The following is a 24,074-nucleotide window of genomic DNA, read 5'->3' as shown; positions in this document are numbered from 1 at the left end:
TTGACAGTATCGCCCTATCGGGGCACCACCAGTTTCGGGTGCTCGGCGAGGAACTCGTCGACCTTGCCGGCCCGCAACTCGGTGATGAAGCGGCGGCCGGTCTGGGTCAGTTCCTCACCCCGGTAGGCGTTGCCCCGACCGACCGCCGCGCCGGGCAGGGTGACGAGCGTCAGCGCGTCGGGGGAGAGCCCGCCGAGGGCGTACGCGAACTCCACGATCCGTCGCCCGCCGACGTAGACAAGCATGTCGCCGAGGGCCGCCACCACCTGCTCGACCCGCTCCGGCTGGCGGGCCAGGTCGGTGTCGAGGATCTTGCCGACCAGCGACCGGATCAGCTGCTGCTGGTGGCGTTGCCGGGTGTAGTCGCCACCGGGCAGGTAGCGCTGTCGGGCGTAGTCCAGCGCCTGCCAGCCGTTGAGGTGCCGATCGCCGGGCTCGTAGACCATCTGCGGTCCGACGTACCCGCCGACGCCCGGCCCGGGTGAGCGGTGCTTGCCGTCGGGCTGTCGATGCCGCGAGACCACCCGCTGGTCGACGTGGATGTCGACGCCGCCGAGGCTGTCCACCAACTCGTCGAAGCCGCCGAAGGTGAGCACCGCGCCGGCGTCGATGCGCAGCCCGGTGTAGTCGCTCACCACCTGGCTCAGCAACTCGTACCCCTGGGCCGGGTCCGGCTGCTTCGGGCGGTCCGGCACCCGGCTGCCGTAGCTCATCGCGTTGGTGAGCTTGGTCCGACCGCCCCGGTAGCCGGCCGGCTCGAACGCCGGGATGTCCACCACCAGGTCGCGGGGGAGCGAGAATAGGTACGCCCGGGACAACCCCGCGGGTACGTGCAGGATGAGCACCGCGTCGGCGTGCGGCTCCCAACCCGGCACGCTGACCCGGGTGTCGATGCCGACCAGCAGCAGGTTGAGCGGGCCGGTGATGTCGGCGCCCGGCGGCGGGGTGCTCGGGCTCGGACTCGGTGGCGCGTCGGCCGACGCGCTCGGGCCGGTCGGTCCGGCGGTCGGTGTGCTCCGGTCGGTGCCGACCAGCCGGGTGATCACCACCGCGCCGACGGCCACCACCGCCACCGCGACCAGGGCGGCGAGCACCAGCGTCAGCCGTCTCCGAGGTTCTCCGAGCATCATTCCCCCGCCTTCTTCGGCGCACCTGCCGACACAACGCCGTGAGGTGGGCTCAGGGTTGCGTCGACCGCTATGTCGCTTCGATCACCCGCGTGGGCTTCTCCCGAGCGGGCTGCGCAGCATGATTGCGCGCACACTGCTTCTGGCGCGAGAGCTACTCGGGAGTAATGATTCGAAGCATGCGGTACGACGTGGTCGTCATCGGGTCGGGCTTCGGCGGTAGCGTGGCCGCCCTGCGGCTGGCCGAGAAGGGTTACTCGGTCGGCGTCCTGGAGGCGGGCCGACGGTTCGCCGACGACGAGTTCCCGCAGACCTCGTGGCGACTGCGGCGGTTCCTCTGGGCACCGAAGCTGGGCTGCTTCGGCCTGCAACGGATCACCCTGCTGCGGGCGGCCGACCGGCGGGCCGGCGGCGGGGTGCTGGTGCTGTCCGGTTCGGGGGTCGGCGGCGGCTCGCTGGTCTACGCCAACACGCTGTACGAGCCGCTTGACGCCTTCTACACCGACCCCCAGTGGCGGGACATCACCGACTGGCGGGCTGAACTCGCCCCGCACTTCGCCCAGGCGAAGCGGATGCTCGGGGTGACCACGTACCCGCTGCACACCCCCGCGGACCGGGCGATGCGGCGGGTGGCCGACCGGATGGGGGTGGGGCACACCTTCCACGCCACCCCGGTCGGGGTGTACATCGGGCGACCGGGTGAGCGGGTGGCCGACCCGTACTTCGGCGGTGCCGGGCCGGAGCGTACCGGCTGCACCAACTGTGGCGCCTGCATGACCGGATGCCGGTACGGCGCGAAGAACACCCTGGTCAAGAACTACCTGTGGCTGGCCGAGCGGCTCGGTGCCCAGGTGCATCCGCTGACCACGGTCACCGCCGTGCGGCCTTGCGGCGACGGGTACGCCGTACACACCGAACGCACCGGCGCCTGGCTGCGCAAGCGCCCGCAGGTGATCCACGCCGACCAGGTGGTCTTCGCCGCCGGCGCGCTCGGCACCCAACGGCTGCTGCACGAGATGCGTGAGCGTGGTGCCCTGCCCAACATCTCGTCGACGCTGGGTCGGCTGACCCGGACCAACTCGGAGGCCATCCTCGGCGCCTCGGTGCCGCGTCGGCGGGCCCGGGCCGCCGGAGTGGACTACTCCGAGGGGGTGGCGATCACCAGTTCGTTCCACCCCGATCCGCAGACCCACATCGAGCCGGTCCGCTACGGGCGCGGCTCGAACGCGATGGGTCTGCTGCAATCCCTGCTTGTCGACGGCGGGCCGCACCGGGTACGCCGCTGGCTCGGTCAACTCGTCCGGCATCCCTGGCAGGCCGCCCGGCTGCTGCTGGTGCGCAACTGGTCCGAGCGTACGGTGATCGCCCTGGTGATGCAGTCGGCGGACAACTCGCTCACCACCCGGCTGCGGCGCGGGCCGCTGGGTCGTCGCCTGGTCGCCGCCCCCGGCCACGGCACCGGAAACCCGACCTGGATCCCCGCCGGCAACCGGGCGGCCCGACTACTCGCCGAAGAGATCGACGGTACGCCCGGCGGCGCGCTGACCGAACCGTTCGACATCCCGATGACCGCCCACATCCTCGGCGGCGCGGTGATCGGCGCCACCCCCGAGACCGGTGTCATCGACCCGTACCACCGCGTCTACGGCCACCCCGGCCTGTACGTCGTCGACGGCGCCGCCATCTCGGCCAACCTGGGCGTCAACCCCTCCCTCACCATCACCGCCCAGGCCGAACGCGCCATGTCCCTCTGGCCCAACAAGAACACCCCCGACCCCCGCCCCCCACAAACCTCCCCCTACCGCCCCCTCCCTCCCATCCCCCCAACCCACCCCGCCCTCCCCTGATCCCCCGCCCCCCGCCCCTCGCCCTCCCCTAGCCCCCGGCGATCTTGTACTTTGTGTCGGGGTAAAGGGTGCATAAGCCGCGTATCCGCGACCGAAAGTGCAAGATCGGCGGGGGAGGGGGTGTGGGGTGGGGGTGGGGGAGGGGGTGACTGTGGGTAGGCTTGCTGCACATGAGCCTGCCGCGTCCTGTCCTCGTGGTCGACTTCGGTGCCCAGTACGCCCAGCTGATCGCGCGCCGGGTGCGTGAGGCCAAGGTCTACTCCGAGATCGTCCCGCACTCCATGCCCGTGGCCGAGATGCTGGCCAAGAACCCGGCCGCGATCATCCTGTCCGGCGGTCCGGCAAGCGTCTACGCGCCCGAGGCCCCGCAGGTGGACGGCGGGCTGTTCACGGCGGGGGTGCCGGTCTTCGGCATCTGCTACGGCTTCCAGGCGATGGCGCAGGCCCTGGGCGGCACCGTGGCGCGCACCGGCAACCGGGAGTACGGCGGCACTCCGCTGCGTCCCCGTCTGCTCGAACCGGGCGTACTGCTCCGTGACCTGCCGGCCGACCTGCCGGTCTGGATGAGCCACGGCGACTGTGTCACCGAGGCGCCGGAGGGCTTCACGGTGACCGCCGAGTCCGCCGGTGCACCGGTCGCCGCCTTCGAGGACCTGGCCGGTCGGCGGGCCGGTGTGCAGTTCCACCCCGAGGTGGGGCACACCGCGCACGGGCAGGAGATGCTGACCCGCTTCCTGTACGAGATCGCCGGGATCGAGCCCACCTGGACGCCTGAGAACATCATCGACGAGCAGGTGGCCCGGATCCGCGCGCAGGTCGGCGACAAGGAGGTCATCTGCGGCCTCAGCGGCGGGGTGGACTCCGCGGTCGCCGCCGCGCTTGTGCACAAGGCCGTCGGCGACCAGCTCACCTGCGTCTTCGTCGACCACGGTCTGCTGCGGGCCGGCGAGGCCGAGCAGGTGGAGAAGGACTACGTCGCGGCCACCGGCATCAAGCTCAAGGTGGTCGACGCGGCCGACCGGTTCCTCGGTGCGCTGGCCGGGGTGACCGACCCGGAGCAGAAGCGGAAGATCATCGGCCGGGAGTTCATCCGGGTCTTCGAGGCCGCCGCCCGGGAGATCGCCTCGCACGGTGACGTGGAGTTCCTGGTGCAGGGCACCCTCTACCCGGACGTGGTCGAGTCCGGTGGCGGCACCGGTACCGCCAACATCAAGAGCCACCACAACGTCGGCGGGCTGCCCGAGGACCTGAAGTTCGCCCTGGTCGAGCCGCTGCGCACGCTGTTCAAGGACGAGGTCCGTACCCTCGGTCTGCAACTCGGCCTGCCCGAGGCAATGGTCTGGCGGCACCCGTTCCCCGGCCCGGGCCTGGCCATCCGGATCATCGGCGCGGTCGACCAGGAGCGCCTGGACGTGTTGCGCCGGGCCGACTTCATCGCCCGGCAGGAGTTGAGCGCCGCCGGCCTGGACCGCGACGTCTGGCAGTTCCCGGTGGTGCTGCTGGCCGACGTGCGCAGCGTCGGCGTGCAGGGCGACGGGCGCAGCTACGGTCACCCCGTGGTGCTGCGCCCGGTCTCCAGCGAGGACGCGATGACCGCCGACTGGTCGCGCCTGCCCTACGACGTGATCGCCCGGATCTCCACCCGGATCACCAACGAGGTCGCCGAGGTGAACCGGGTGGTCCTGGACGTGACCAGCAAGCCGCCGGGCACCATCGAGTGGGAGTGACGCCGACTCAGGCCGGCGGCTGAGCAGCCGCCTCGGGCCTGGTCGGCGCGGTGCCCTCGGCGGTGGCGATCCGTACCGTCGGCGTGCTGCTCTCCTGCACCGCGTCCGACGTGGTACCGGTCGCCGCCGACACCGGCGGTGCCGCTGCGACCGGCGGTACCGGCCCGTGCTGCGCCACCGGCGGCACCGTCCCGTGCTGCGCGGCGGGCGGTACCTGGACCGGCGTGGCGGGCGGGACCGGGCCGTACTGCGTGGCGGGCGGGACCGGGCCGTGGTGAGGGGTCGGTGCGCCGGGCGCTGGGTAGGGCCATGCCGGATGTGGGGCGGGGCCTGCCGGTCCGGCGGGCGGTGGACCGCCTGCCGGGCCCTGCGGCGGGACGCCCGTCGGGTGCGGCCAGGCCGGCGCGCTTGCCGGTTCCGCCGGCATCAGGAACCACATGATCGGGTACGCCAGTGCGGCGATCCCGCCGGTGAGCACGGTGCCGACCGCGAAGACGACCCGGACCAGGGTCGGGTCGACGCCGAGGTAGCGGCCGACGCCGCTGGCCACTCCGGCGACCATCCGGTCGGTGGTCGGGCGGCGCAGTTGCTTGTACGGGGCGTGAGGTGTGGAAGTCATGCCTCCACGGTCCGCGTCTCGGGGCGCATCGACCTCGGTGACCGCCCGGATCGATACCCTGACTTGTGCCTCAGGGGTAAGTAAGAAGTCAGGAATCCGACTCTTTTCCGCGCCGTTAACGGGTCACGGGGAGAATTTGGCTCCGTGACCACCATGCTGGAGCCGCTCCGCAGGATCGCGGCATACGCAGTCTGTACTGATTCGGTAGACCGAGTGTTGCTGGTTCGCGCATCGGAGCGCTCCGGCACCCCCGGTACGTGGTCTCTGCCCGGTGGGGCGGTCGACCACGGTGAGGACCCTCAGCACACCGTCGTCCGGGAGACCGCCGCCGAGACCGGGCTGTCGGTCTCCGTCGCGAGCCTTCAGGACGTCCTGGCCGACATGCGGGCGCTGCCCGAGCGCGGCATCACCATCCACACCGACCGGCTGGTCTACCAGGTCTCGGTCCGGGGTGGTTCGCTTACCGACCGGGTCGACCGGCCGACCGACCTGGCCCGCTGGTTCACCCGCGAGGAGGCCCGGCAACTGCCCCTGCGTTCGTTCACCGCGCGCGCCCTCGGGCTGCCCACCTCCTCGGCCGACATCGTGCCCGACGAGCCGCCGGAGTTCCCCTCCTTCTACGCGGTACCCGGTCCGGACGGCCTGCACCGGGCGCAGCGTTTCGCCGCGTACGCGGTGGTCACCGATCCGGACGGCCGGGTGCTGCTGACCCGGGTCTCGGACGGTTACCCGGGTGCCGGCTGCTGGCATCTGCCGGGCGGCGGCACCGACTACGGCGAGCAGCCGGGTGCCGCGTTGATCCGGGAACTGGTCGAGGAGACCGGGCAGACCGGGCGCCTGATCGGGCTGCTCGGTGTCGCCAGCCACCGGGACGCAGCCTCCCTCGGCCCGGAGGGTTACCCGATCGACTGGCACGGCGTACGCGCCTTCTACCGGGTGGTGGTCGACAAGCCGGCCCCGCCCACGGTCGCCGACGTCGGCGGCTCCACCTGTGAGGCCCGCTGGTTCGCCCGCGAGGAACTCGGTGCCCTGCCGACCGACCGCCTCACCGAGGTGACCGCCGAGGCCGTCCAGGCCGCCCGCCTCACCTGACCACCGCACACTCCGCGCCCGGCCGCGCGATCATGAAGTTATTGTCGGGGGCACGCCCCCGACAGGTGGCGACAACTTCGTGATCGACAGCGGCCGGGCGGCCGGAGACGGTCGTGCGGGCGGGGGTCGGTGTGGAGCAGGTACGGCGGGTGGGGGCGTACGGCGTGCTGCGGGACCCCGACGGGCGGGTGCTGCTCGTGCGGGGGTCCGCTCGGGCCGACTTTCCCGGCGTCTGGTCGCTGCCGGGCGGCGGCCTGGAGCACGCCGAGCATCCGGCGCGGGCGGTGCTCCGTGAGGTCGCCGAGGAGACCGGGCTCGCCGTCGAGGTGACCGGGCTGCGCGCGGTGGTCGCCGACGTGACGCCCTACCCCGACCTGGGGGTCGCCCTGCACACGGATCGGGTGCTGTTCGACGTGACGGCCGTGGGCGGCACGTTGCGCGGCGAGCCGGACGGCACCACCGATCTGGCGCGCTGGCTGTCGCCGGACGAGGCGGCCGGGTTGCCGCTGCTGCCGTTCACCGCCGAGGCGCTGGGCCTGCCGGTCGTGCCGCTGCCCTCCGGGGCGCTGCGTCGGCGGGAGCCGTTCGCCGCGCCGGACGCCGCTCGGCGGCAGCGTTTCGGAGCGTACGGGTTGGTTTCCGATCCGGCCGGACGGGTGTTGCTGGCGTTGATCGCGGACGGTTATCCGGGTGCCGGTCAGTGGCATCTGCCCGGTGGCGGTACGGACCATGGTGAGCAGCCGGTCACCGCGCTGCTACGCGAACTGGTCGAAGAATCCGGCCAATTGGGTCGGGTGACCGAACTCATTGGAGTGGACAACCTGCACAATCCGGCCGCGCTCGGGCCGGAGGGCTATCCCATCGACTGGCATGGCATCCGCGTCGTCTACCGGGTGCTGGTCGACCGCCCGACTGAGCCGGCGGTCACTGAGCTGGCCGGCGGCTCCACCGCCCGTGCCGCCTGGTTCACCCCGGCCGAGCTGCGCGAACTTCCGTTGACGGAGATCGCCGCCGAGGCTGTGGCGACCGGCGGGTGAGCCGGACGGGCGACCGGACCCCGCCGGTCGCCCGGCGGCCCGGGAAGGCGATCTCCGGTACAGTCGGGAGAAGGGTCGAGGGAGGAAAACGGGCGATGATGCCCCAGATGGAAACAACCGTGCGGTTCGCATGGTTAGGGGAGATATAAGTACCGCCGGCAGCTATCGCCAATCCCCACTCGCCTATGCGATGGTGTACTCCGCAAAATGGGCTGCCGGGCCCGAACGGTCCGGCAACGAGACAGCCGGACACCCGCCCCGCACGGGCGGCCAGCTGATCCGGTGATGGAGGAAGCGTGCCGAGAGCCCCCTGGCGCCGGCGTCGTACGACTGACAGCCCGCGTCCCGCAGGGCGAAGCTGGACGGGCCCGCTGCGCCGCAGTGGCAGCCTGGCCCGTCAGGTCCTGTTGGTCCGCGTCGGCCGCCGCGATGGCGAGCTGCACAGCGCGACCGATGCCCTGGCCGAGCCCCGGTATTCGGATCGTCCCCGCCGTCGCTACGGCTTGCAGCGGTTCCACCGGACCCGGATCGAGACGATCGCCCCTGCGGCGATCGGCCCGGCTCCCCAGGTCGAATCCCCGGCGCCGGACGTCGCCACGGTCAGCGCCGTACCGCTGCTGCCCGGTGCGCGGACAATGGCGCGTCGGGTGAAGTTCGCCCTGGTCAACGCCTGCACCCTGGCCAGCCTGGTGCTCGGCATCAACGCGATCTTCATCGCCATGAACGGCGACGTACGGGTCGCCGCTCTGCTCCTCATCGCCTGTGTCGCCTTCGACGGACTCGACGGCGCGCTGGCCCGCAAGCTCGGCGTCTCCAGCCCGTTCGGCGCCCAGATGGACTCGCTGGCCGACATGTGCTCCTTCGGCCTCGCCGCGCCCGTGGTGGTCTACGCCTCGCTCGCCGGTGAGGTGCCGACGGCTGCCGCCGGAGTGGCCGCCGCGCTCGTCGCCGCCTGTGCCGCGATCCGGCTCGCCCGGTTCAACGTCTCGCCCCAGGACGGCCGCTTCTTCAGCGGCGTACCGACCACGATGGCGGCGGCGGTGCTCGCCCTGATGGTGGTGATCGGTCTGCCGGTGCCGGGCGCGGTGCAGATCGCCGGGGTGGCGCTGCTCGCCTTCACCATGGTCAGCAGCTTCCCGTACGCCAAGCTCGCCCGGCTGGTCAAGCTGCCGCCGTGGCTCTGGCTCGCTCCGGTGATCGGCGCGCTGATCGACGTGCGGCTCACCTTCGGCCTGATCGTGGTGGGCTACCTGATCAGCGGGCCGCTGCTCTGGCTGCACCAGCGCCGCACCATCTGATCCCCGTACCGACGAAAGGGCGCCGCGGTCGACCGCGGCGCCCTTTGTCGTTCGGTTCCGATCAGCGCCAGCGGGCGATGACGGTCGACCCGCCGACCACCTTGTCGCCCGGCCCGACCAGCGGGTCCGCGGCCTCGACGGGCAGGTAGACGTCGGTACGCGAGCCGAACCGGATCAGCCCGAACCGCTCGCCGCGCGCCAGCAGGGTGCCGATCGGCGCCCGCTGCACGATCCGCCGGGCGATCAGGCCGGTCCGCTGCGCCACCACCACCGTGCCGTGCGTGGTGTCCAGCACCGTGTACGCGGCCACGTTGTGCTCGGCGTCCGGCTTCATCGCGTTGACGAAGCCGCCGTCGGCGACGAAGTAGTCGACCACCTTGCCGGCCACCGGGGAACGGTTGACGTGCACGTCGAGCACCGACAGGAAGACCGCGATCCGCAGGAACTCGCCGTCGCCGAAGCGTTCGTCGTGCAGTCGCTGGACCGACAGGACCTTGCCGTCGGCAGCGGCAACCACCGCCGACGGGTCCTCCGGCACATCCCGTTCGGGATCCCGGAAGAAGGCGGCCACCGGTGCGGCGGCCAGCGCGGGCACCAGCCACAGCTTGGACTTCGGCCGGGCCAGCCGGGTCAGCGCGGCCAACCCGAGGGCGATGCCGGCGGCGGCCACACCGTTGGAGTCGATGTGCATGTCGCGGGTCACCGGCACGCTCGACGGACGGTAGGCGGGGGCGAGGCGCTCCGCCGCCGCCGCGTCCGTCGGGGTGAAACGGAGCCGGAACACGCGTACCGGCTCCGGGTTTCGCAGCACCAGGTCGACACCGACACCGTGCAGCGCGCCCTGGCGCTCCAACTCGGCGGCGGCACCGGCGGTCCGGCCGACGGCGGTGGCCACACTCAACAGCGCGCCGTCGGCCAGGTACTTGGTAAGCGTCTCGACGGTCGCGCGCGCCTCCTCGGCGGTACCGGCCAGCGCCTCACCGGCCACGACCACCGCGGCCGGCTCGGCTTCGGCGAGGCTGTCCACCACGCGGACCCGATCGGCGACCCAGCGTCCCTGGGCGCTGACGTGTTCACGCAGGGCCGTGGGGCTGACCGACTCGGCCGGCACCACGGTGAGGGTGTCGCCGGGCAGCAGCGCTTCGATGGCCGCGGCCAGCACCGCGGACTCCGGTGCCGCGCCGACCAGCAGAGCGGCCTTGGGGTCGTTGATCCGGGCGAGCTCGGCGACGAGGGTGCGGGCGGCACGCTCGCCGAGGCGGACCGGGCCGGACCGGCCGGCGGCACGCACGCCGGGGAACTGGGTCATCTCGAACGGGCTCCTGACGGGATAGAGGCGACTGACGCGAGATCACCGCCCGGCGGCGAGGTCGGCCCGGCCGCGAGCGGCCCGCGCGAACCGGCTGACCCGCGCGGGATGCCCGCGCGTGGGCCGGCCGGCGATGGCGGGAGCACACCGGCCAGCATAGGCGGCCCACTGCTGCTGTCGCATGGTCAGGCAGCCGGGCCTCGCCGTCGCGGCAGGTCTGCGTCGTCGGCCAGATCGAGCGTACGGTCGTCGTCGGTGCTCCGGTCCGCATCGGTGCCCGTACCCGCGGCCTCGTCCTGCCGGGCGTCCGGCGACTCGGTCGCCTCGTGCCCGCCGGTACCGGCCGTGTCCGAGCCTGCGGGGCCCGGACCGGGCTGCTCCGGTTGGTTGGCCTGTTTGCTGGAACGCAGCGCGCCGACGAGACCGAGGAGACCGATCAGGATCAGCCCGCCGGCGAGGAACCAGCCCACCGGTGGCAGGACGAGGCCGACCACCTGGGCGAGCAGCCACCAGGCGGCGAGCGCGAGGAAGAGCAGCCCGAAGGCGAACGACACCAGGTCGGTGCGGTGTGCCCTCATCGGGTCACCTCCATCTTTCCGGCGTTGACGTGCAGGTTCAGGCGTAGCTTCCCGCCGCCCGGCCCGTCCGGACCGAGATCGACGATCTCCCTGCGGTGGTTGTCCCGACCCCAGCCGCGCTGCTCGCCGAAGATGTCCGCGTCGCCGGCGGTGACCTGGGTAACTGTCGTCACGTCCACGTTCGGTGGCACCAGCACGGTGGCTTCACCGAAGTTGATGACGACGGTGACCTCGGTGTCCAGTTGGCTGAAGTCGATCGCGCGCAGGTCGAGCACCGCGTCGTCGAAGCTCTGCTCGTACCGCAGCGCCAGTTCGCGCTGGTTGGTCGGGGCCCAGACGACCGCGCCGTCGATGCCGCCGAGCCGGTTGTACGACTCGGCGACGGTCGCCACCGCGAGCGCGGCGGCGGTGACCAGGCCGAGCGCGATCAGCCAGCGAGCCCGACCGAACCAGGTACCCACCAGCAGGCCGAGACCGATCACGGCGAGCGCCGCCGCGAAGTAGGCCGAGGCACCGATCCCGAAGACGTTCAGCATGTCGAGCACGACCACCAGACCCAGCGCGACGAAGATCAGCGAGAACGTCACCGCGCCCAGGGCGGACCGCTCGCGGGGCTTCTTCGGCGGTTTGGGCGGCGCCTGCGGCGGTGGCGGTGGCATGGTCCGGCTGGCGTACGGGCCGTGCGGGGCGAACGGGGGACGGTACGTCGGCGGTAGCGGCGCGGGGGGTGGCGGGCCCAGCGGTGCGCTCTGCGTGCTCGTCGTCGGCCAGGGCGGCGTGGGGGAGGGAGGCATGTTCGGTTCTCTCGGTGCTGCGGTGGAGGGCGTACCGGGCGGGGGGACCGGGCCGTACGGCGGGATGTGGGTCCTGGTCTGGGTGCTGGCGGCGTACGCCGGTGAGTACACGCTGGGGGCGGGATAGCTGACCGGCGGCACCGGTGCGCTCGGCGGTGTGGTCATCGGGGCCGGCTCGGGCTGCGTCTGGTGTTGCTGCCGGTTGAGCAGCAACGCCCCGCCGACCAGGATGGCCGCGCCGAGCAGCACCGCGCGGAACGCGTCGGTGACGATGTAGCCGAAGGCCACCGCGACCAGGATGCTGAGCACGATCACGGTGACCGGGGACATGCTGGATCTGCCCCGGCCCAGCATCGACTCGACCGGCGAGGCCGTGTCGCCCTCGCCCGGGATGATCAACCAGCCGATGACGTAGATCAGGATGCCGACGCCACCGAAGAAGCCGAGTACCGCGAGCAGCACCCGCCAGAGCACCGGATCGGTGTTGGTGGCTCGACCGATGGCGGCGCAGACACCGGCCAGGTAGCGGCCGTCGCGAGGGCGGACGAGCCCGTACCGCGAGGTGAACCCGGCACCTCCGTACGGTCCGCCGGCACCTCCGTACGGTCCGCCGGCACCTCCGTACGGTCCGCCGGCACCGCCGGGAGGCGGTGGGGCGCCGGGCGAGCCGCCACCGGGAGGCGGTGGGGCGGTCTGGTCGTACCCGGGAGGGCTTGCCGGGCCGGGGCCGGCGGGCGCTGTGGGGGCGCTTGAGGGGGTCTGCGCGGTGGGCATCGGTGGGCTGCCCGGTGCTGCCGTGTGGTCCCCGGTCGCGCCCGCCGATGCGGCGGCCGGGCCGGGAGACGCGGTCGGCGGTGTCGTGCCCGCGTCCGTCGGCTCCGGTCGGTTCGGCTGCGCAGCATCGTCGGTCATGTCTTCGATCCTGCGCGGCTCGATGCCCGAACAACCTCCGGATACGACCCTGACCCCACCCTGAGATCCTGCGCCCCGCAATCTCCGGGGCGTCCCCGTGGTCGGCCGTCCCCCTGCATGTGACGATCAACCTGGGCCGGAACCCCACCGCATCCGGCGCAGGTCCTGCCCAGGGAGTCCGTGATCAGTACCGTGAGTCAGCCACCCCGTCTCTACCGAGACCCGAAGGACCGCATGGCCGCCGGGGTGGCCGCCGGCATCGCCGAGCACCTCGGTGTCCCGGTGGTCCGGGTCCGGGTCGCCTTCATGGTGCTGCTCGGCCTGAGCGGCCTCGGTCTGCTGCTGTACGCCGCCTTCTGGGCCGTCGTTCCGCTGCGTCCCGGTGACACCGCGGCGCCACCGCGTCGGGACGTCACCCAGTTGCTGCCGTTCGTGGCGATCGGGCTGGGCGTACTGCTGATCCAGGTCTTGGTCTTCGACTCGGTCGGGGTGGCCGGCACGGCCGGCTGGCTGGTCGCGATCATCGCGGTCGGCGCCGGAGTGATATGGCACCAGTCCGGGCCGGAGCGGCGGCGTCAGTGGAACGAGTCGATGCCGGTGCCGTGGCTCAGCGCGGTGGTGGAGGAGAGCGACCGGCGGGCCTTCGTGCTCCGCTTCGTCGGTGGTGGGGTGCTGGTCGCGGTCGGCATCATCGGGGTCGCCGCCGTGTACTCCCCGGCCCAGAACCTCGATGCCGTGGTCAACGGGGTCATCTTCGCCCTGGTCGGGTTGGCCGGGGTGGGAGTGGTGGCCGCGCCGGTGCTCTGGCGGACCTGGAACCAGCTCCGGTCGGAGCGGGAGGGCCGCATCCGCGAGCAGGAGCGGGCCGAGCTGGCGGCCATGGTGCACGACCAGGTGCTGCACACCCTGGCGTTGATCCAGCGCAACGCCAGTGACGTCAAGATGGTGCAGCGGCTCGCCCGGGGCCAGGAGCGCTCGTTGCGCAACTGGCTCTACAAGCCCACCGCGTCGCCGACGGAACGCTTCGCGGCCGCACTGGAGCAGGCGGCGGCCGAGGTCGAGGACACCTTCGCCATCACGGTCGAGGCGGTGGTGGTCGGCGACCGGGAGACCGACGAGCGGGTGGGCGCGTTGGTCGCCGCCGCCCGCGAGGCGCTGGTGAACGCCGCCCGGCACGCCGGGGTGCAGACCGTCTCGCTGTACGCCGAGGTCGAACCTGACCAGGTCAGTGTCTTCGTACGGGACCGGGGTGCCGGGTTCGACCCGGATACCGTGGAGGATCACCGGCACGGGGTCCGAGGCTCGATCATCGGACGGATGAAGCGGCACGGCGGCCGGGCGGAGATCCGCTCCCGGCCGGGGGAGGGGACCGAGGTCCGGCTGATCTTGCCGATCGCCAGGGACTCGGCCACTGCGGAGAGGGACAGATGATGGCTGAGCAGTCGACGCCACCGGTGGAGCCGAACGACGCCGGAGCGCAGCGGTTGCGGGTGTTTCTGGTCGACGACCACGCCATGTTCCGGGCCGGCGTCCGCGCTGAGCTGGGGACACACGTCGAGGTGGTCGGCGAGGCGAGCACGGTGGCCGAGGCGGTCAGCCGGATCGCCGCCACCGAACCCGACGTTGTCCTGCTCGACGTACACATGCCGGACGGCGGCGGTCGGGCGGTGCTGGAGGCGATGCGGCGTAGCCACCCGCAGGTGCGTTTCCTGGCGCTCAGCGTCTCCGACGCCGCGGAGGACGTGATCGGGCTGATCCGAGCCGGTGCCCGCGGCTACGTGACCAAGACCATCTCCCCGGACGAGCTGGCCGCGGCGATCCGCCGGGTGGCCGACGGAGACGCGGTGTTCAGCCCACGGCTGGCCGGCTTCGTGCTGGACGCCTTCGCCGCCCGCCCGGACGCCCCGGTCGCGGACCCCGAGCTGGACCAGCTGACCAACCGGGAACGCGAGGTGCTGCGGCTGCTGGCCCGTGGGTACGCGTACAAGGAGATCGCCCGGGAGCTGTACATCTCGATCAAGACGGTGGAGACGCACGTCTCGAACGTGTTGCGCAAGCTCCAGATGTCCAACCGGTACGAGCTGTCCCGGTGGGCCGCGGACCGGCGACTCGTCTGACCGATCGGCGGGGTCGGCGGGCCGATCACCCGGTCCGTCTGCGTGCCGTGACGTCTGGTTGCCGCCTCCTACTTTCGGGTAGCCTCCCGCTACAAGTGGCCGGACTCACGTTCTGATCTCCCACCGTCACAGAGATCAATAACGCCCCCCTGCCAATCCCCCATTCGGGCGCGAAAAGCTGTTGACGGGCAGGTCATACCATGCATCTGGGGTGAAACGAATTCGCCTCCAGGCGGATGTCGGCACCGTCCCGGGCGGGTATCGGCTTGATAACACGCCTTCCGGCTTGGGCGCATTTGGTGTCACAGTGGCAGGCACCTCACAACCCCCTCGTGAGCCGAGCGCCCTGAGGAGGCACTCCCATGCGCGGGAAATTCCTGAAGGTGGCGGTCGCGGCGACCGCCACCGCCATGTTGGCCACCGCCTGCGGCGGCGGTAGCGACAACGACAACGACGACGCTGCCTCGACCGGTGGCACGTTGCGCGTCTACAACGCGGAGCCGGCGTTCCTGACGCCCTCCGGTGGTGACGACGAGCCGTCGCTGTACGTGATCCGTTCGCTCTTCCGTGGCCTGGTGAAGTACAACGCCCAGACCTCCGCTGTCGAGATGGACCTGGCCGAGTCGGTCGAGTCGGACGACCAGAAGCTCTGGACCATCAAGATCAAGAGCGGCTACACCTTCGACAACGGCGAGGCCGTCAACGCTGACGCCTTCATCCGTTCCTGGAACTTCGCGGCCTACAGCCCGAACGCCCAGAACAACGGTTACTTCATGAAGCGGATCGCCGGCATCAAGGACGTCCAGTCCACCGACCCGGACGGCGACGGCCCGCAGAAGGCCCCGGAGCCGAAGGCCAAGGAGCTCTCCGGCCTCAAGAAGGTCGACGACCTGACCTTCACCGTCGAGCTGGAGGCTCCGTTCTCCGGCTTCCCGACCACGATCGGCTACCCGGGCTTCTTCCCGATGGCCGAGGCGTGCGTCGCCGACATCGCGGCCTGCAACGAGAAGCCGATCGGTAACGGCCCGTACAAGATCGACGGCAGCTGGCAGCACAACGTTGCGATCAACGTGGTTCGCAGCGACACCTGGAAGGGTGAGCCCGGCAAGCCGGACCGTATCGAGTACCGCATCTTCGCCGACGTCGACGCCGGTTACGCCGCCTTCCAGGCCGGCGAGCTGGACGTGATGTACACCGTGCCGCCGGCCCGCTACAAGGAGGCCAAGGCCACCTACGGCGACCGCATGTACGAGCAGCCGGGTGACAGCTTCACCTACGTCGGCATGCCGCTGTACCAGGACAACTTCAAGGACAAGCGGATCCGTCAGGCGCTCTCGCTGTCGATCGACCGCCAGTCGATCATCGACGCCGTCTTCGACGGCCGGTTCACCCCGGCCACCGGCTTCGTCGCCCCGACCTTCGAGGGTGCCCGCGCCGACGTCTGCAAGTACTGCAAGAAGGACGTCGAGAAGGCCAAGCAGCTGCTCGCCGAGGCTGGCGGCTGGCCGGCCGGTGAGAAGCTGATCCTGTGGGCCAACGCCGGTGCCGGTCACGACCAGTGGCTGCAGGCCGTCGGTGACCAGATCAAGGAAGCCCTGGGTATCGACTACGAGCTGAAGGTCAACCTGCAGTTCGCCGAGTACCTCGAGACTGCCGACCAGAAGAAGTTCACCGGTGGATTCCGGCTCGGCTGGGGCCCGGACTACCCGTTCATGGAGACCTTCCTCTACCCGCTGTACGGCACCGGCTCGGGCAGCAACAACTCGACCTACAGCAACCCGGAGTTCGACGCCGCGATGAAGGAGGGTGACTCGGCCGACTCGATCCAGGCCGCGATCCCGTCCTACCAGAAGGCGGAGGACCTGGTCGGTGAGGACCTGCCGGTCATCCCGATGTGGTTCAACAAGGTTGGTGCCCTCTACAGCGAGAACGTTGACCAGTTCGTCTGGAACGCCGTTTCCGACGCGGACTACGCAGCGACCTCTCTGAAGTAGAAGTGAGCTTCAGGCTCCTGACCCAGCCGTAATACGACGTGGCGGTAACGGTCACCTCACCAGGGTGATCGTTGCCGCCACGTCAGCGCCGAGAGGAGACCCCGAGATGGGGCGCTACGTCATTCGACGGTTGCTCCAGTTCATTCCCACCGTGCTGGGCACCATGTTCCTGCTCCACTACATGACTTCGCTGGCGATCCAGTTCAGTGGGAACCCGGTCCGGGCGATCTTCGGTGACCGGACCCCACCGCCCGCGCTGTTGCAGGCGATCACCGAGCGGCTCGGCTACGGTGACCCATGCCTCGACCAGAAGGGCAACCCCTGTTTCGGGCTCTTCCTGGACCGGCTCCAGAACATCTTCTTCCACTTCGATTTCGGCATCAACCTGCGTCAGCGTCCGGTGACGGAGTTGGTGGCCGATGCCATCCCGTTCACCCTCAAGCTGCTGGTGATCGCGATCGTCTTCGAGGCGGTCGTGGGTATCGCCGCCGGTGTGCTGGCCGGTCTGCGCGGCGGCAGCTTCCTCGACTACATGGTCAAGATCAGCACGGTCTTCATCATCTCGGTGCCGATCTTCGTGCTCGGCGTGGTGGTGCGGGAGTTCGTCGGCGTCAAGTTCGGTAACATCCTGCGAGGCCAGGACTGGATTCCTGACCTGATCTCCGTCGGAGTGTTCACCCCTGGCTTCAAGCCCGACTATCCGTTCGCCAGCTTGATCATTCCCGGCATGGTCCTCGGTGCGGTCTCGCTGGCCACCACGGCTCGGCTGACCCGGACCAGCATCATGGAGAACATCCGGGCCGACTACGTCCGGACCGCCAAGGCCAAGGGTCTGACGAACAAGCGGGTCATCGGCGTGCACACGCTGCGCAACTCGCTGATTCCGGTGATCACCTTCCTCGGCGTCGACATCGGTGCGGCGATGGCCGGCGCGGTGGTCACGGAAACGATCTTCAACGTGCCCGGCATCGGTCGACTGGTGACCTTCTCCGCCCGTACCGGCGAATCGTCAGTCGTGGTCGGTGTGGTGACCATGCTCGTGCTGGTCGTCCTGGTCGCCAACCTGCTGGTCGACCTCCTGTACGCCGTGCTCGACCCGAGGATCCGCTATGAGTGACCGATTCGTGGTGACGACGCGGACCGCGGGGCATCCGGCCGCCTCCGGCTTGAGCGAAACGAGGTGTGGACATGAGTGACCTGACGAGTGCGGGTGCGGCCGTCGGCGGCGCGCCGGTCGGCGGTGACGGCCCGACGACGGAGGCCACGACCGGCGGCAGCGGCAAGGAGCGCAGCGCCAGCCTGTGGGCGGATGCCCGGCGGCAGTTGGTCCGCGACCCGGTTTTCGTGATCGCCTCCCTCTACATCCTCGCGGTCGGCTCGATGGCCGCCTTCCCGAAGCTCTGGACCAGCCAGGACCCGCGCAACTGCAGCACCGACCGGTCTCGGATCTCGCCGAGCTGGGAGCACCCGTTCGGGTACGACATCCTGGGTTGCGACTACTACTCGCACGCCATCTACGGCGCGCGGCCGTCGATGGTGATCGCGGTGATGGCGACCTCCGCCATCGTGATCGTCGGTGGCGTGCTCGGCCTGCTCGCCGGCTACTACGGCGGTTGGGTCGACGCGATCATCTCCCGGGTGATGGACATCTTCTTCTCGCTGCCGTTCCTGCTCGGCGCGATCGTGTTCCTGACCGTGATCAAGCGGCAGAACATCTGGACCATCACGGCGGTGTTGTTCCTGCTGGCCTGGCCGACCATCGCCCGGATCATCCGCGGCAGCGTGATCTCCTCGAAGGATCTGGACTACGTCCATGCGGCGAAGGCGGTGGGTGCCCGCAACTCGCGGCTGATGTTCCGGCACATCCTGCCGAACGCGATCGCCCCGATGCTGGTGTACGCCACCATCGTGCTCGGCTCGTTCGTCGCCGCGGAGGCCACGCTGACCTTCCTCGGTGTCGGGCTCCAGCCGCCGGCCCAGTCGTGGGGCATCATGATCTCGGTCCACCAGGTCTACTTCCTGGAGGATCCGTGGCTGCTGCTCTTCCCCTGCGGCCTGCTGATCGGCACGGTGCTGTCCTTCATCCTCATGGGTGACGCCCTGCGTGACGCCCTCGACCCGAAGTTCCGGTGAGGCATGAGCACTGATGTGAACGTCAAGTTGGACGCGCTGCCGGGCCTGGACCCGAACGCGCTGCCACTGGAGGTCAAGAACCTTCAGGTGGAGTTCCGTACCCGTAACGGCATCGCCCACGCGGTCAACGGGGTGAGCTTCGACGTGCGGGCCGGCGAGACCCGGGCGATCCTCGGCGAGTCGGGCTGCGGCAAGAGCGTGACCGCTCAGGCGATCATGGGCATCCTGGACAGTCCGCCCGGGTTCATCACCGGTGGAGAGATCCTCTACCGGGGTGTCGACCTGCTCAAGCTGCCCGAGGCGCAGCGCCGCCGGGTCCGGGCCAACCGGATCGCGATGATCTTCCAGGACGCGCTCTCCGCGCTGAACCCGGTCTTCACCGTCGGGTTCCAGCTCGCCGAGCTGTTCCGCAAGCACCGGGGCATGTCCCGTCAGGACGCCAAGGCCCGCGCCGTCGAGCTGCTCGACCTGGTCAAGATCCCAGCGGCGAAGCAACGGGTGAACGACTACCCGCACCAGTTCTCCGGTGGTATGCGGCAGCGCGTGATGATCGCGATGGCGCTGGCGCTCGACCCCGAGGTGCTGATCGCCGACGAGCCGACCACCGCGTTGGACGTGACCGTTCAGGCCCAGATCATGGCCCTGCTGGCCGAGCTCCAGCAGGAGCGGAACATGGCCCTGGTGCTGATCACCCACGACATGGGTGTGGTCGCCGACGTGGCGGACCGGATCTCGGTCATGTACGCCGGTCGGGTCATCGAGGAAGCCGGCGTGAACGACATCTACGCCAGCCCGGCCCACCCGTACACCAAGGGTCTGTTGGAGTCGATCCCGCGTCTGGACCTCAAGGGCCAGGAACTCAGCGCCATCAAGGGCCTGCCCCCGGCGCTGACCAACATCCCGACGGGCTGCGCCTTCAACCCCCGCTGCCGGTACGCGCAGGACGTCTGCCGCCAGAACCCGGGGCCGCCGCTGTATCAGGTGACGCCGAGCCGTACGTCGGCCTGCCACTTCTGGAAGGAGGTCAAGGGCGATGAGTGACTACGTGCTGGAGACCCGCGACCTGGTGAAGCACTTCCCGCTGACCCAGGGGATCGTCTTCAAGAAGCAGATCGGCGCGGTGCGGGCCGTCGACGGCGTCAACCTGCAACTGCGCCGAGGGGAGACCCTCGGTGTCGTCGGCGAGTCCGGCTGCGGCAAGTCGACCCTGGCCCGGATGCTTGTCGGCCTGGAGACGCCGACCTCCGGTGACCTGTTCGTGCAGGGCCGCAACATGGCCAAGGTCGGTGCCGAGGAGCGGCGACGGGGCCGGCGCAACATCCAGCTGGTGATGCAGGACCCGTACACCTCACTGAACCCCCGGATGACCGTCGGCGACATCATCGGCGAGCCGTTCGAGGTGCACCCGGACGTGGTGCCCAAGGGTCAGCGGCGGGGCAAGGTGCAGGAGCTGCTGGAGCTGGTCGGTCTCAACCCCGACCACATCAACCGGTACCCGCACCAGTTCTCCGGCGGTCAGCGGCAGCGCATCGGCATCGCCCGGGCGCTGGCGCTCAACCCGGAGATCATCCTCTGTGACGAGCCGGTGTCGGCGCTGGACGTCTCCATCCAGGCCCAGGTGATCAACCTGCTGGAGAAGCTCCAGAACGAGCTGGGTCTGTCGTACATCTTCATCGCCCACGACCTGTCGGTGGTCCGGCACATCGCCGACCGGGTCGCGGTGATGTACCTCGGCAAGATCGTCGAGATCGGCACCGAGGACGAGATCTACGAGACGCCCACGCATCCGTACACCCAGGCGCTGCTGTCGGCGGTGCCGGTGCCGGACCCGACGCTGCGTGGGCAGCGCGACCAGATCGTGCTGACCGGCGACGTGCCCTCGCCGGCCAACCCGCCGTCGGGTTGCCGGTTCCGCACCCGCTGCTGGAAGGCTCAGGACATCTGCGCCGAGCAGGAGCCGCTGTTGGAGGTTCGGGACAAGTCCGGCCACCCGAGCGCCTGCCACTTCGCCGAGGTACGCGACGTGGTGCACGCGACGGAGTAGCCGCACAGACGCCGCCGCCCCGACCATCCGTACGGGATCGGCGGTAAGGGTAAGTGCCTCCTCAGTGATCCGGGGCGTCGGCCGTCACCAGCGGCCGGCGTCCCGGATTCCTGTGTCCCGAGGCAGTTGCCCAGCGGGGCGGCCCGTCAGAGCGGTCCACGGCCGGCGCGCAGCAGCAGCAGGGCGAGTTGGGTGCCGTCGGCGCCGAGGGCGCTGCGGAACCGCTCCAGGATCTCCTGCTCGCGGGAGAGCACCAGCCGGGTGCCGCCGGAGGCCATCCGGGTCGCGCCCACCTCGCGGGACAGCTCGGCCCGTTCCTGCCACAACTCGATGAGCGTCCGGTCGATCTCGTCGATCCGGGTCCGGATCTCGACGATCCGGGCCGCGGCCATCGGCTCCGTGGTTCCGGTACCCGGCTTCGCCGAGTCGGGTGTGCCGGCCGCCCCGGTGCGGTCGGGGGCCATGCCGGAACCGGCCGGGACGCCACTCTGTTCCATCACGTCTGACATCTTCGGGTACCTCTCAGAGTCTGGTGCCCGCTGCCCGGATCCCGGGACGGAAAAAGCCCCGGGCTCCGTGAGCCCGGGGCTTTCGTAGGTCTGATTGATCAGGCGCGACCTACGGCAGCCGGACTCCCGGTGCCGTAGTAAAAGTAGAAGCGCTGATCGAACATGTCGTCGAGTATGCCGCCCGCGTCGGGCGGTGCGCAAGCGAACGACCATCACACGCTGCGAGAACGCGGCTGTCAGCGGCCCGGTCCGGCGCGTGGGGAGCGCTGCGACACCGCCAAGGCGGGCGGTGTCGGGCCGGCGGCATAGACTCGCTCTGCGATGCATCCTCTCTTCGACATCCCCGTGTCCTCGCCCGCGCCCGAGCAGCCGCCGCGCCGGGTCGCCGCGCCGGGCCACCTCGACCCGTTGCAACTGGTGGAGGGCCTCAACGGTCCGCAACGGGACGCGGTCACGCACGCGGGATCGCCGCTGTTGATCGTCGCCGGCGCGGGCTCGGGCAAGACCCGGGTGCTGACCCACCGGATCGCCTACCTGCTCGCCGCCCGGGACGTGCATCCCGGCGAGATCATCGCGATCACCTTCACCAACAAGGCCGCCGGTGAGATGAAGGAGCGGGTGGCCAAACTGGTCGGGCCGCGCGCCCGGCTGATGTGGGTTTCCACCTTCCACTCGGCCTGTGTCCGGATTCTGCGGGCCGAGCACGAGCACGCCGGTCTGAAGTCGACCTTCTCGATCTACGACGCCGACGACTCCCGCCGGCTGATGCAGATGGTCGCCCGCGAGCTGGATCTCGATCCCAAGCGCTACCCGGCTCGGGGGCTGGCCGCCCAGGTCTCCAACCTGAAGAACGAGCTTGTCGATCCGGAGGCCTTCGCCGCCCGCGCCTCGGGGCCCAACGAGCGGGCGTTGGCCGAGGCGTACACGCTCTATCAGCGGCGGCTGCGCGAGGCGCACGCCCTCGACTTCGACGATCTGATCATGACGACGGTGCATCTGCTCCAGTCGCATCCGCACGTCGCCGAGACCTACCGGCGTCGGTTCCGGCACGTCCTGGTCGACGAGTACCAGGACACCAACCACGCGCAGTACGTTCTGATCAAGGAGTTGGTCTCCGGCACCGAAGGGCTCGAACCGGCCGAGCTGTGCGTGGTCGGAGACGCGGACCAGTCGATCTACGCCTTCCGGGGCGCGACGATCCGCAACATCCTGGAGTTCGAGCGCGACTTCGCCGACGCCCGCACCATCCTGCTGGAGCAGAACTACCGCTCCACCCAGACCATCCTGAACGCCGCGAACGCGGTGATCGACCGCAACACCTCCCGCAAGCCGAAGCGGCTGTGGAGCGACGCCGGCACGGGTGAGCCGATCGTCGCGTACGTCGCCGACACCGAGCACGCCGAGGCCGACTGGGTGGCTCGGGAGATCGACCGGCTGGTCGACGACGGCGAGACCCGACCGGGCGACGTGGCGGTCTTCTACCGCACCAACGCCCAGTCCCGGGTCTTCGAGGAGGTGTTCATCCGGGTCGGCCTGCCGTACAAGGTCGTCGGCGGGGTGCGCTTCTACGAGCGCAAGGAGGTCCGGGACGCGCTTGCCTACCTGCGCGCCGTGGTCAACGACGACGACACGGTGAGTCTGCGCCGCATCCTCAACACCCCGCGCCGGGGCATCGGCGAGCGTGCCGAGGCGTGCGTGGAGGCGTTGGCCGGCCGGGACCGGATCTCGTTCGGTGCCGCGCTGCGCCGGGCCAAGGACGCGCCGGGCATCTCCAGTCGGGCGGCCAACGGCATCGCCGACTTCGTGGCGCTGCTCGACTCCGCACGGGAGTTGACCGTCGACGGCACCCCGGAAGAGGTGCTGGAGGCGGTGCTGACCCGCTCCGGATACCTGACCGAGCTGGAGGAGAGCCTCGACCCGCAGGACGCCGGGCGGGTCGACAACCTCCAGGAACTCGTCAGCGTCGCCCGCGAGTACACCGAACGGATCGAGTCGACCGGTGAGGAGGGGGAGCGGGCCACCCTGGCCGGTTTCCTGGAGCAGGTCGCGCTGGTCGCCGACGCCGACCAGGTGCCGACCGACGACCCGGACCACCAGGGCGTGGTCACTTTGATGACCCTGCACACCGCCAAGGGCCTGGAGTTCCCGGTGGTCTTCCTGACCGGCCTGGAGGACGGCGTCTTCCCGCACCTGCGGTCGCTCGGCGACACCCGGGAGCTGGAGGAGGAGCGTCGGCTGGCGTACGTCGGCATCACCCGGGCCCGGCAGCGGCTCTACCTCTCCCGGGCGGTGACCCGGTCGGCCTGGGGGCAGCCGTCCTACAACCCGCCGTCGCGGTTCGTCGAGGAGTTGCCGCCGGAACTGGTCCGCTGGGAGCGCACCGAGGGGTCGTACACCTCGTGGGGTGGCGGTGGCGGCGGCGTTGGTGGTCGCGCGGAGCGCACGCCCGGCGGGCGCGGCACCTTCTCCGGGGGTACGCCCCGGGCCGTGCAGTTGGCGCGCAAGCTCGGCGTGGACGGCAGCCGTCTGGCCACCGCGAGCGAACTGCCGCAGGGCCCGAAGGTCGTCGCCGGGGACCGGGTCAACCACCAGCGGTACGGCCTGGGTCGGGTGGTCACCGTGGAAGGGCACGGCCCGAGCGCCCGGGCGCAGATCGACTTCGGTGACCAGACGCTCTGGCTGGTGCTGCGACACGCCCCCATCGACAAGCTCTGAGCCCGCCGACCGTCGCTGATCACCACCGGGCACCGGAGCCACTCCGGCTGCGCTATCGTCGGAGCATGCACTCGTGCGCCTTCTCGATGAAGCCCTGGTTCCGCCGCTGACGGCGGCAGGGTTGACCGGCTTTTCCTGATCGAGCTCTGTTCCGCCGTCCTGGTGTTCCCGCCGGGCGGCGTCTTCGTGCTGCCCGGCTCCACGACGAGCCGAAGAGCAGAC

Annotated in this window: 17 protein-coding genes and 2 pseudogenes; 13 read left to right on the top strand and 6 right to left on the bottom strand. The window is 70.4% G+C overall.

Going from position 1 to position 24,074, the window contains the following annotated elements:
- Positions 1-14: 14 nt before the first annotated feature.
- Positions 15-1,130 (bottom strand): LCP family protein, encoded by a 1,116-nt coding sequence (locus VAB18032_RS25745; RefSeq protein WP_013735865.1) that lies wholly within the window; start codon positions 1,128-1,130, stop codon positions 15-17.
- Between the two features lie 176 nt (positions 1,131-1,306).
- Between VAB18032_RS25745 and VAB18032_RS25740 the strand changes: the two genes are divergently transcribed.
- Both VAB18032_RS25740 and guaA read left to right on the top strand, forming a co-directional pair.
- On the top strand, positions 1,307-2,974 hold the full coding sequence (locus VAB18032_RS25740; RefSeq protein WP_013735864.1) for an FAD-dependent oxidoreductase: 1,668 nt from the start codon (positions 1,307-1,309) through the stop codon (positions 2,972-2,974).
- Between the two features lie 170 nt (positions 2,975-3,144).
- A complete protein-coding gene (gene guaA, locus VAB18032_RS25735) occupies positions 3,145-4,701 on the top strand; it encodes a glutamine-hydrolyzing GMP synthase (RefSeq protein WP_043721915.1) in 1,557 nt (518 codons plus the stop codon).
- A 337-nt stretch (positions 4,702-5,038) separates the two neighbouring features.
- On the opposite strand, the pseudogene VAB18032_RS25730 reads toward guaA, so the two are convergent.
- Positions 5,039-5,320 (bottom strand): annotated as a pseudogene (locus VAB18032_RS25730) (PspC domain-containing protein); the annotation flags it as partial.
- A gap of 144 nt (positions 5,321-5,464) precedes the next feature.
- On the opposite strand from VAB18032_RS25730, the gene VAB18032_RS25725 reads away from it, so the two are divergent.
- The 3 genes from VAB18032_RS25725 (at position 5,465) to VAB18032_RS25715 (ending at position 8,747) form a co-directional block, all read left to right on the top strand.
- Positions 5,465-6,412, top strand: coding sequence for an NUDIX hydrolase (locus VAB18032_RS25725; RefSeq protein ID WP_043721911.1), 948 nt, complete (start codon positions 5,465-5,467; stop codon positions 6,410-6,412).
- Positions 6,413-6,543: 131 nt separating this feature from the next.
- Positions 6,544-7,449 carry an NUDIX hydrolase gene (locus VAB18032_RS25720; protein ID WP_043725788.1) on the top strand — a complete coding sequence of 302 codons (906 nt, stop codon included), beginning with the start codon at positions 6,544-6,546 and terminating at the stop codon, positions 7,447-7,449.
- Positions 7,450-7,820: 371 nt separating this feature from the next.
- A complete protein-coding gene (locus VAB18032_RS25715; protein WP_043725785.1) occupies positions 7,821-8,747 on the top strand; it encodes a CDP-alcohol phosphatidyltransferase family protein in 927 nt (308 codons plus the stop codon).
- Positions 8,748-8,808: 61 nt separating this feature from the next.
- On the opposite strand, the gene VAB18032_RS25710 is transcribed toward VAB18032_RS25715, so the two are convergent.
- The 3 genes and pseudogenes from VAB18032_RS25710 to VAB18032_RS25700 all read right to left on the bottom strand — a co-directional run bounded on the left by VAB18032_RS25710 (position 8,809) and on the right by VAB18032_RS25700 (position 12,340).
- Positions 8,809-10,056: a phosphatidylserine decarboxylase gene (locus VAB18032_RS25710; protein WP_013735858.1), complete on the bottom strand. Its 1,248-nt coding sequence runs from the start codon at positions 10,054-10,056 to the stop codon at positions 8,809-8,811.
- A 341-nt stretch (positions 10,057-10,397) separates the two neighbouring features.
- Positions 10,398-10,634: pseudogene (locus VAB18032_RS31330) on the bottom strand (hypothetical protein); the annotation flags it as partial.
- Positions 10,631-12,340, bottom strand: a complete 1,710-nt coding sequence (locus tag VAB18032_RS25700) for a PspC domain-containing protein (protein WP_013735856.1) — start codon at positions 12,338-12,340, stop codon at positions 10,631-10,633. The gene VAB18032_RS25700 and the pseudogene VAB18032_RS31330, both read right to left, overlap by 4 nt.
- A 192-nt stretch (positions 12,341-12,532) precedes the next feature.
- Here VAB18032_RS25700 and VAB18032_RS25695 point away from each other — a divergent pair, with 192 nt between their 5' ends.
- The 7 genes from VAB18032_RS25695 to VAB18032_RS25665 all read left to right on the top strand — a co-directional run bounded on the left by VAB18032_RS25695 (position 12,533) and on the right by VAB18032_RS25665 (position 20,628).
- Complete coding sequence (locus tag VAB18032_RS25695) at positions 12,533-13,771, top strand: PspC domain-containing protein (protein ID WP_415878021.1); 1,239 nt, start codon at positions 12,533-12,535, stop codon at positions 13,769-13,771.
- Positions 13,771-14,457, top strand: coding sequence for a response regulator (locus tag VAB18032_RS25690; protein ID WP_013735854.1), 687 nt, complete (start codon positions 13,771-13,773; stop codon positions 14,455-14,457). The genes VAB18032_RS25695 and VAB18032_RS25690 overlap by 1 nt, the downstream gene beginning before the upstream one ends.
- A 362-nt stretch (positions 14,458-14,819) precedes the next feature.
- The gene (locus VAB18032_RS25685; protein ID WP_013735853.1) at positions 14,820-16,451 is read left to right on the top strand and encodes a peptide ABC transporter substrate-binding protein; all 1,632 of its coding nucleotides are present in this window, start codon (positions 14,820-14,822) and stop codon (positions 16,449-16,451) included.
- Between the two features lie 106 nt (positions 16,452-16,557).
- Entirely contained in the window at positions 16,558-17,568 is a 1,011-nt protein-coding gene (locus tag VAB18032_RS25680) for an ABC transporter permease (protein ID WP_013735852.1), read from the top strand.
- A gap of 71 nt (positions 17,569-17,639) precedes the next feature.
- Entirely contained in the window at positions 17,640-18,584 is a 945-nt protein-coding gene (locus VAB18032_RS25675; protein WP_013735851.1) for an ABC transporter permease, read from the top strand.
- Positions 18,585-18,587: 3 nt separating this feature from the next.
- Positions 18,588-19,625, top strand: a complete 1,038-nt coding sequence (locus tag VAB18032_RS25670; protein WP_043721905.1) for an ABC transporter ATP-binding protein — start codon at positions 18,588-18,590, stop codon at positions 19,623-19,625.
- A complete protein-coding gene (locus tag VAB18032_RS25665; protein ID WP_013735849.1) occupies positions 19,618-20,628 on the top strand; it encodes an ABC transporter ATP-binding protein in 1,011 nt (336 codons plus the stop codon). The genes VAB18032_RS25670 and VAB18032_RS25665 overlap by 8 nt, the downstream gene beginning before the upstream one ends.
- A 146-nt stretch (positions 20,629-20,774) precedes the next feature.
- On the opposite strand, the gene VAB18032_RS25660 is transcribed toward VAB18032_RS25665, so the two are convergent.
- Positions 20,775-21,092 carry a chorismate mutase gene (locus tag VAB18032_RS25660; protein ID WP_043725772.1) on the bottom strand — a complete coding sequence of 106 codons (318 nt, stop codon included), beginning with the start codon at positions 21,090-21,092 and terminating at the stop codon, positions 20,775-20,777.
- Positions 21,093-21,458: 366 nt separating this feature from the next.
- Here VAB18032_RS25660 and pcrA point away from each other — a divergent pair, with 366 nt between their 5' ends.
- A complete protein-coding gene (gene pcrA, locus VAB18032_RS25655; protein WP_013735847.1) occupies positions 21,459-23,852 on the top strand; it encodes a DNA helicase PcrA in 2,394 nt (797 codons plus the stop codon).
- Positions 23,853-24,074: the final 222 nt, after the last annotated feature.

It is taken from the genome of Micromonospora maris AB-18-032, from assembly GCF_000204155.1.
GTDB lineage: Bacteria > Actinomycetota > Actinomycetes > Mycobacteriales > Micromonosporaceae > Micromonospora > Micromonospora gifhornensis.
Note: the sequence above shows the minus strand (reverse complement) of the source record. Positions and strands in the feature narration are given on the sequence as shown.

Bases quoted from the DNA above. Each gene is read 5' to 3' on its own strand.
- VAB18032_RS25745 (WP_013735865.1), bottom strand. From the start codon at position 1,130: ATGATGCTCGGAGAACCTCGGAGACGGCTGACGCTGGTGCTCGCCGCC.
- VAB18032_RS25740 (WP_013735864.1), top strand. From the start codon at position 1,307: ATGCGGTACGACGTGGTCGTCATCGGGTCGGGCTTCGGCGGTAGCGTG.
- guaA (WP_043721915.1), top strand. From the start codon at position 3,145: ATGAGCCTGCCGCGTCCTGTCCTCGTGGTCGACTTCGGTGCCCAGTAC.
- VAB18032_RS25710 (WP_013735858.1), bottom strand. From the start codon at position 10,056: ATGACCCAGTTCCCCGGCGTGCGTGCCGCCGGCCGGTCCGGCCCGGTC.
- VAB18032_RS25700 (WP_013735856.1), bottom strand. From the start codon at position 12,340: ATGACCGACGATGCTGCGCAGCCGAACCGACCGGAGCCGACGGACGCG.
- VAB18032_RS25690 (WP_013735854.1), top strand. From the start codon at position 13,771: ATGGCTGAGCAGTCGACGCCACCGGTGGAGCCGAACGACGCCGGAGCG.
- VAB18032_RS25685 (WP_013735853.1), top strand. From the start codon at position 14,820: ATGCGCGGGAAATTCCTGAAGGTGGCGGTCGCGGCGACCGCCACCGCC.
- VAB18032_RS25680 (WP_013735852.1), top strand. From the start codon at position 16,558: ATGGGGCGCTACGTCATTCGACGGTTGCTCCAGTTCATTCCCACCGTG.
- VAB18032_RS25675 (WP_013735851.1), top strand. From the start codon at position 17,640: ATGAGTGACCTGACGAGTGCGGGTGCGGCCGTCGGCGGCGCGCCGGTC.
- VAB18032_RS25670 (WP_043721905.1), top strand. From the start codon at position 18,588: ATGAGCACTGATGTGAACGTCAAGTTGGACGCGCTGCCGGGCCTGGAC.
- VAB18032_RS25665 (WP_013735849.1), top strand. From the start codon at position 19,618: ATGAGTGACTACGTGCTGGAGACCCGCGACCTGGTGAAGCACTTCCCG.
- VAB18032_RS25660 (WP_043725772.1), bottom strand. From the start codon at position 21,092: ATGGCCCCCGACCGCACCGGGGCGGCCGGCACACCCGACTCGGCGAAG.
- pcrA (WP_013735847.1), top strand. From the start codon at position 21,459: ATGCATCCTCTCTTCGACATCCCCGTGTCCTCGCCCGCGCCCGAGCAG.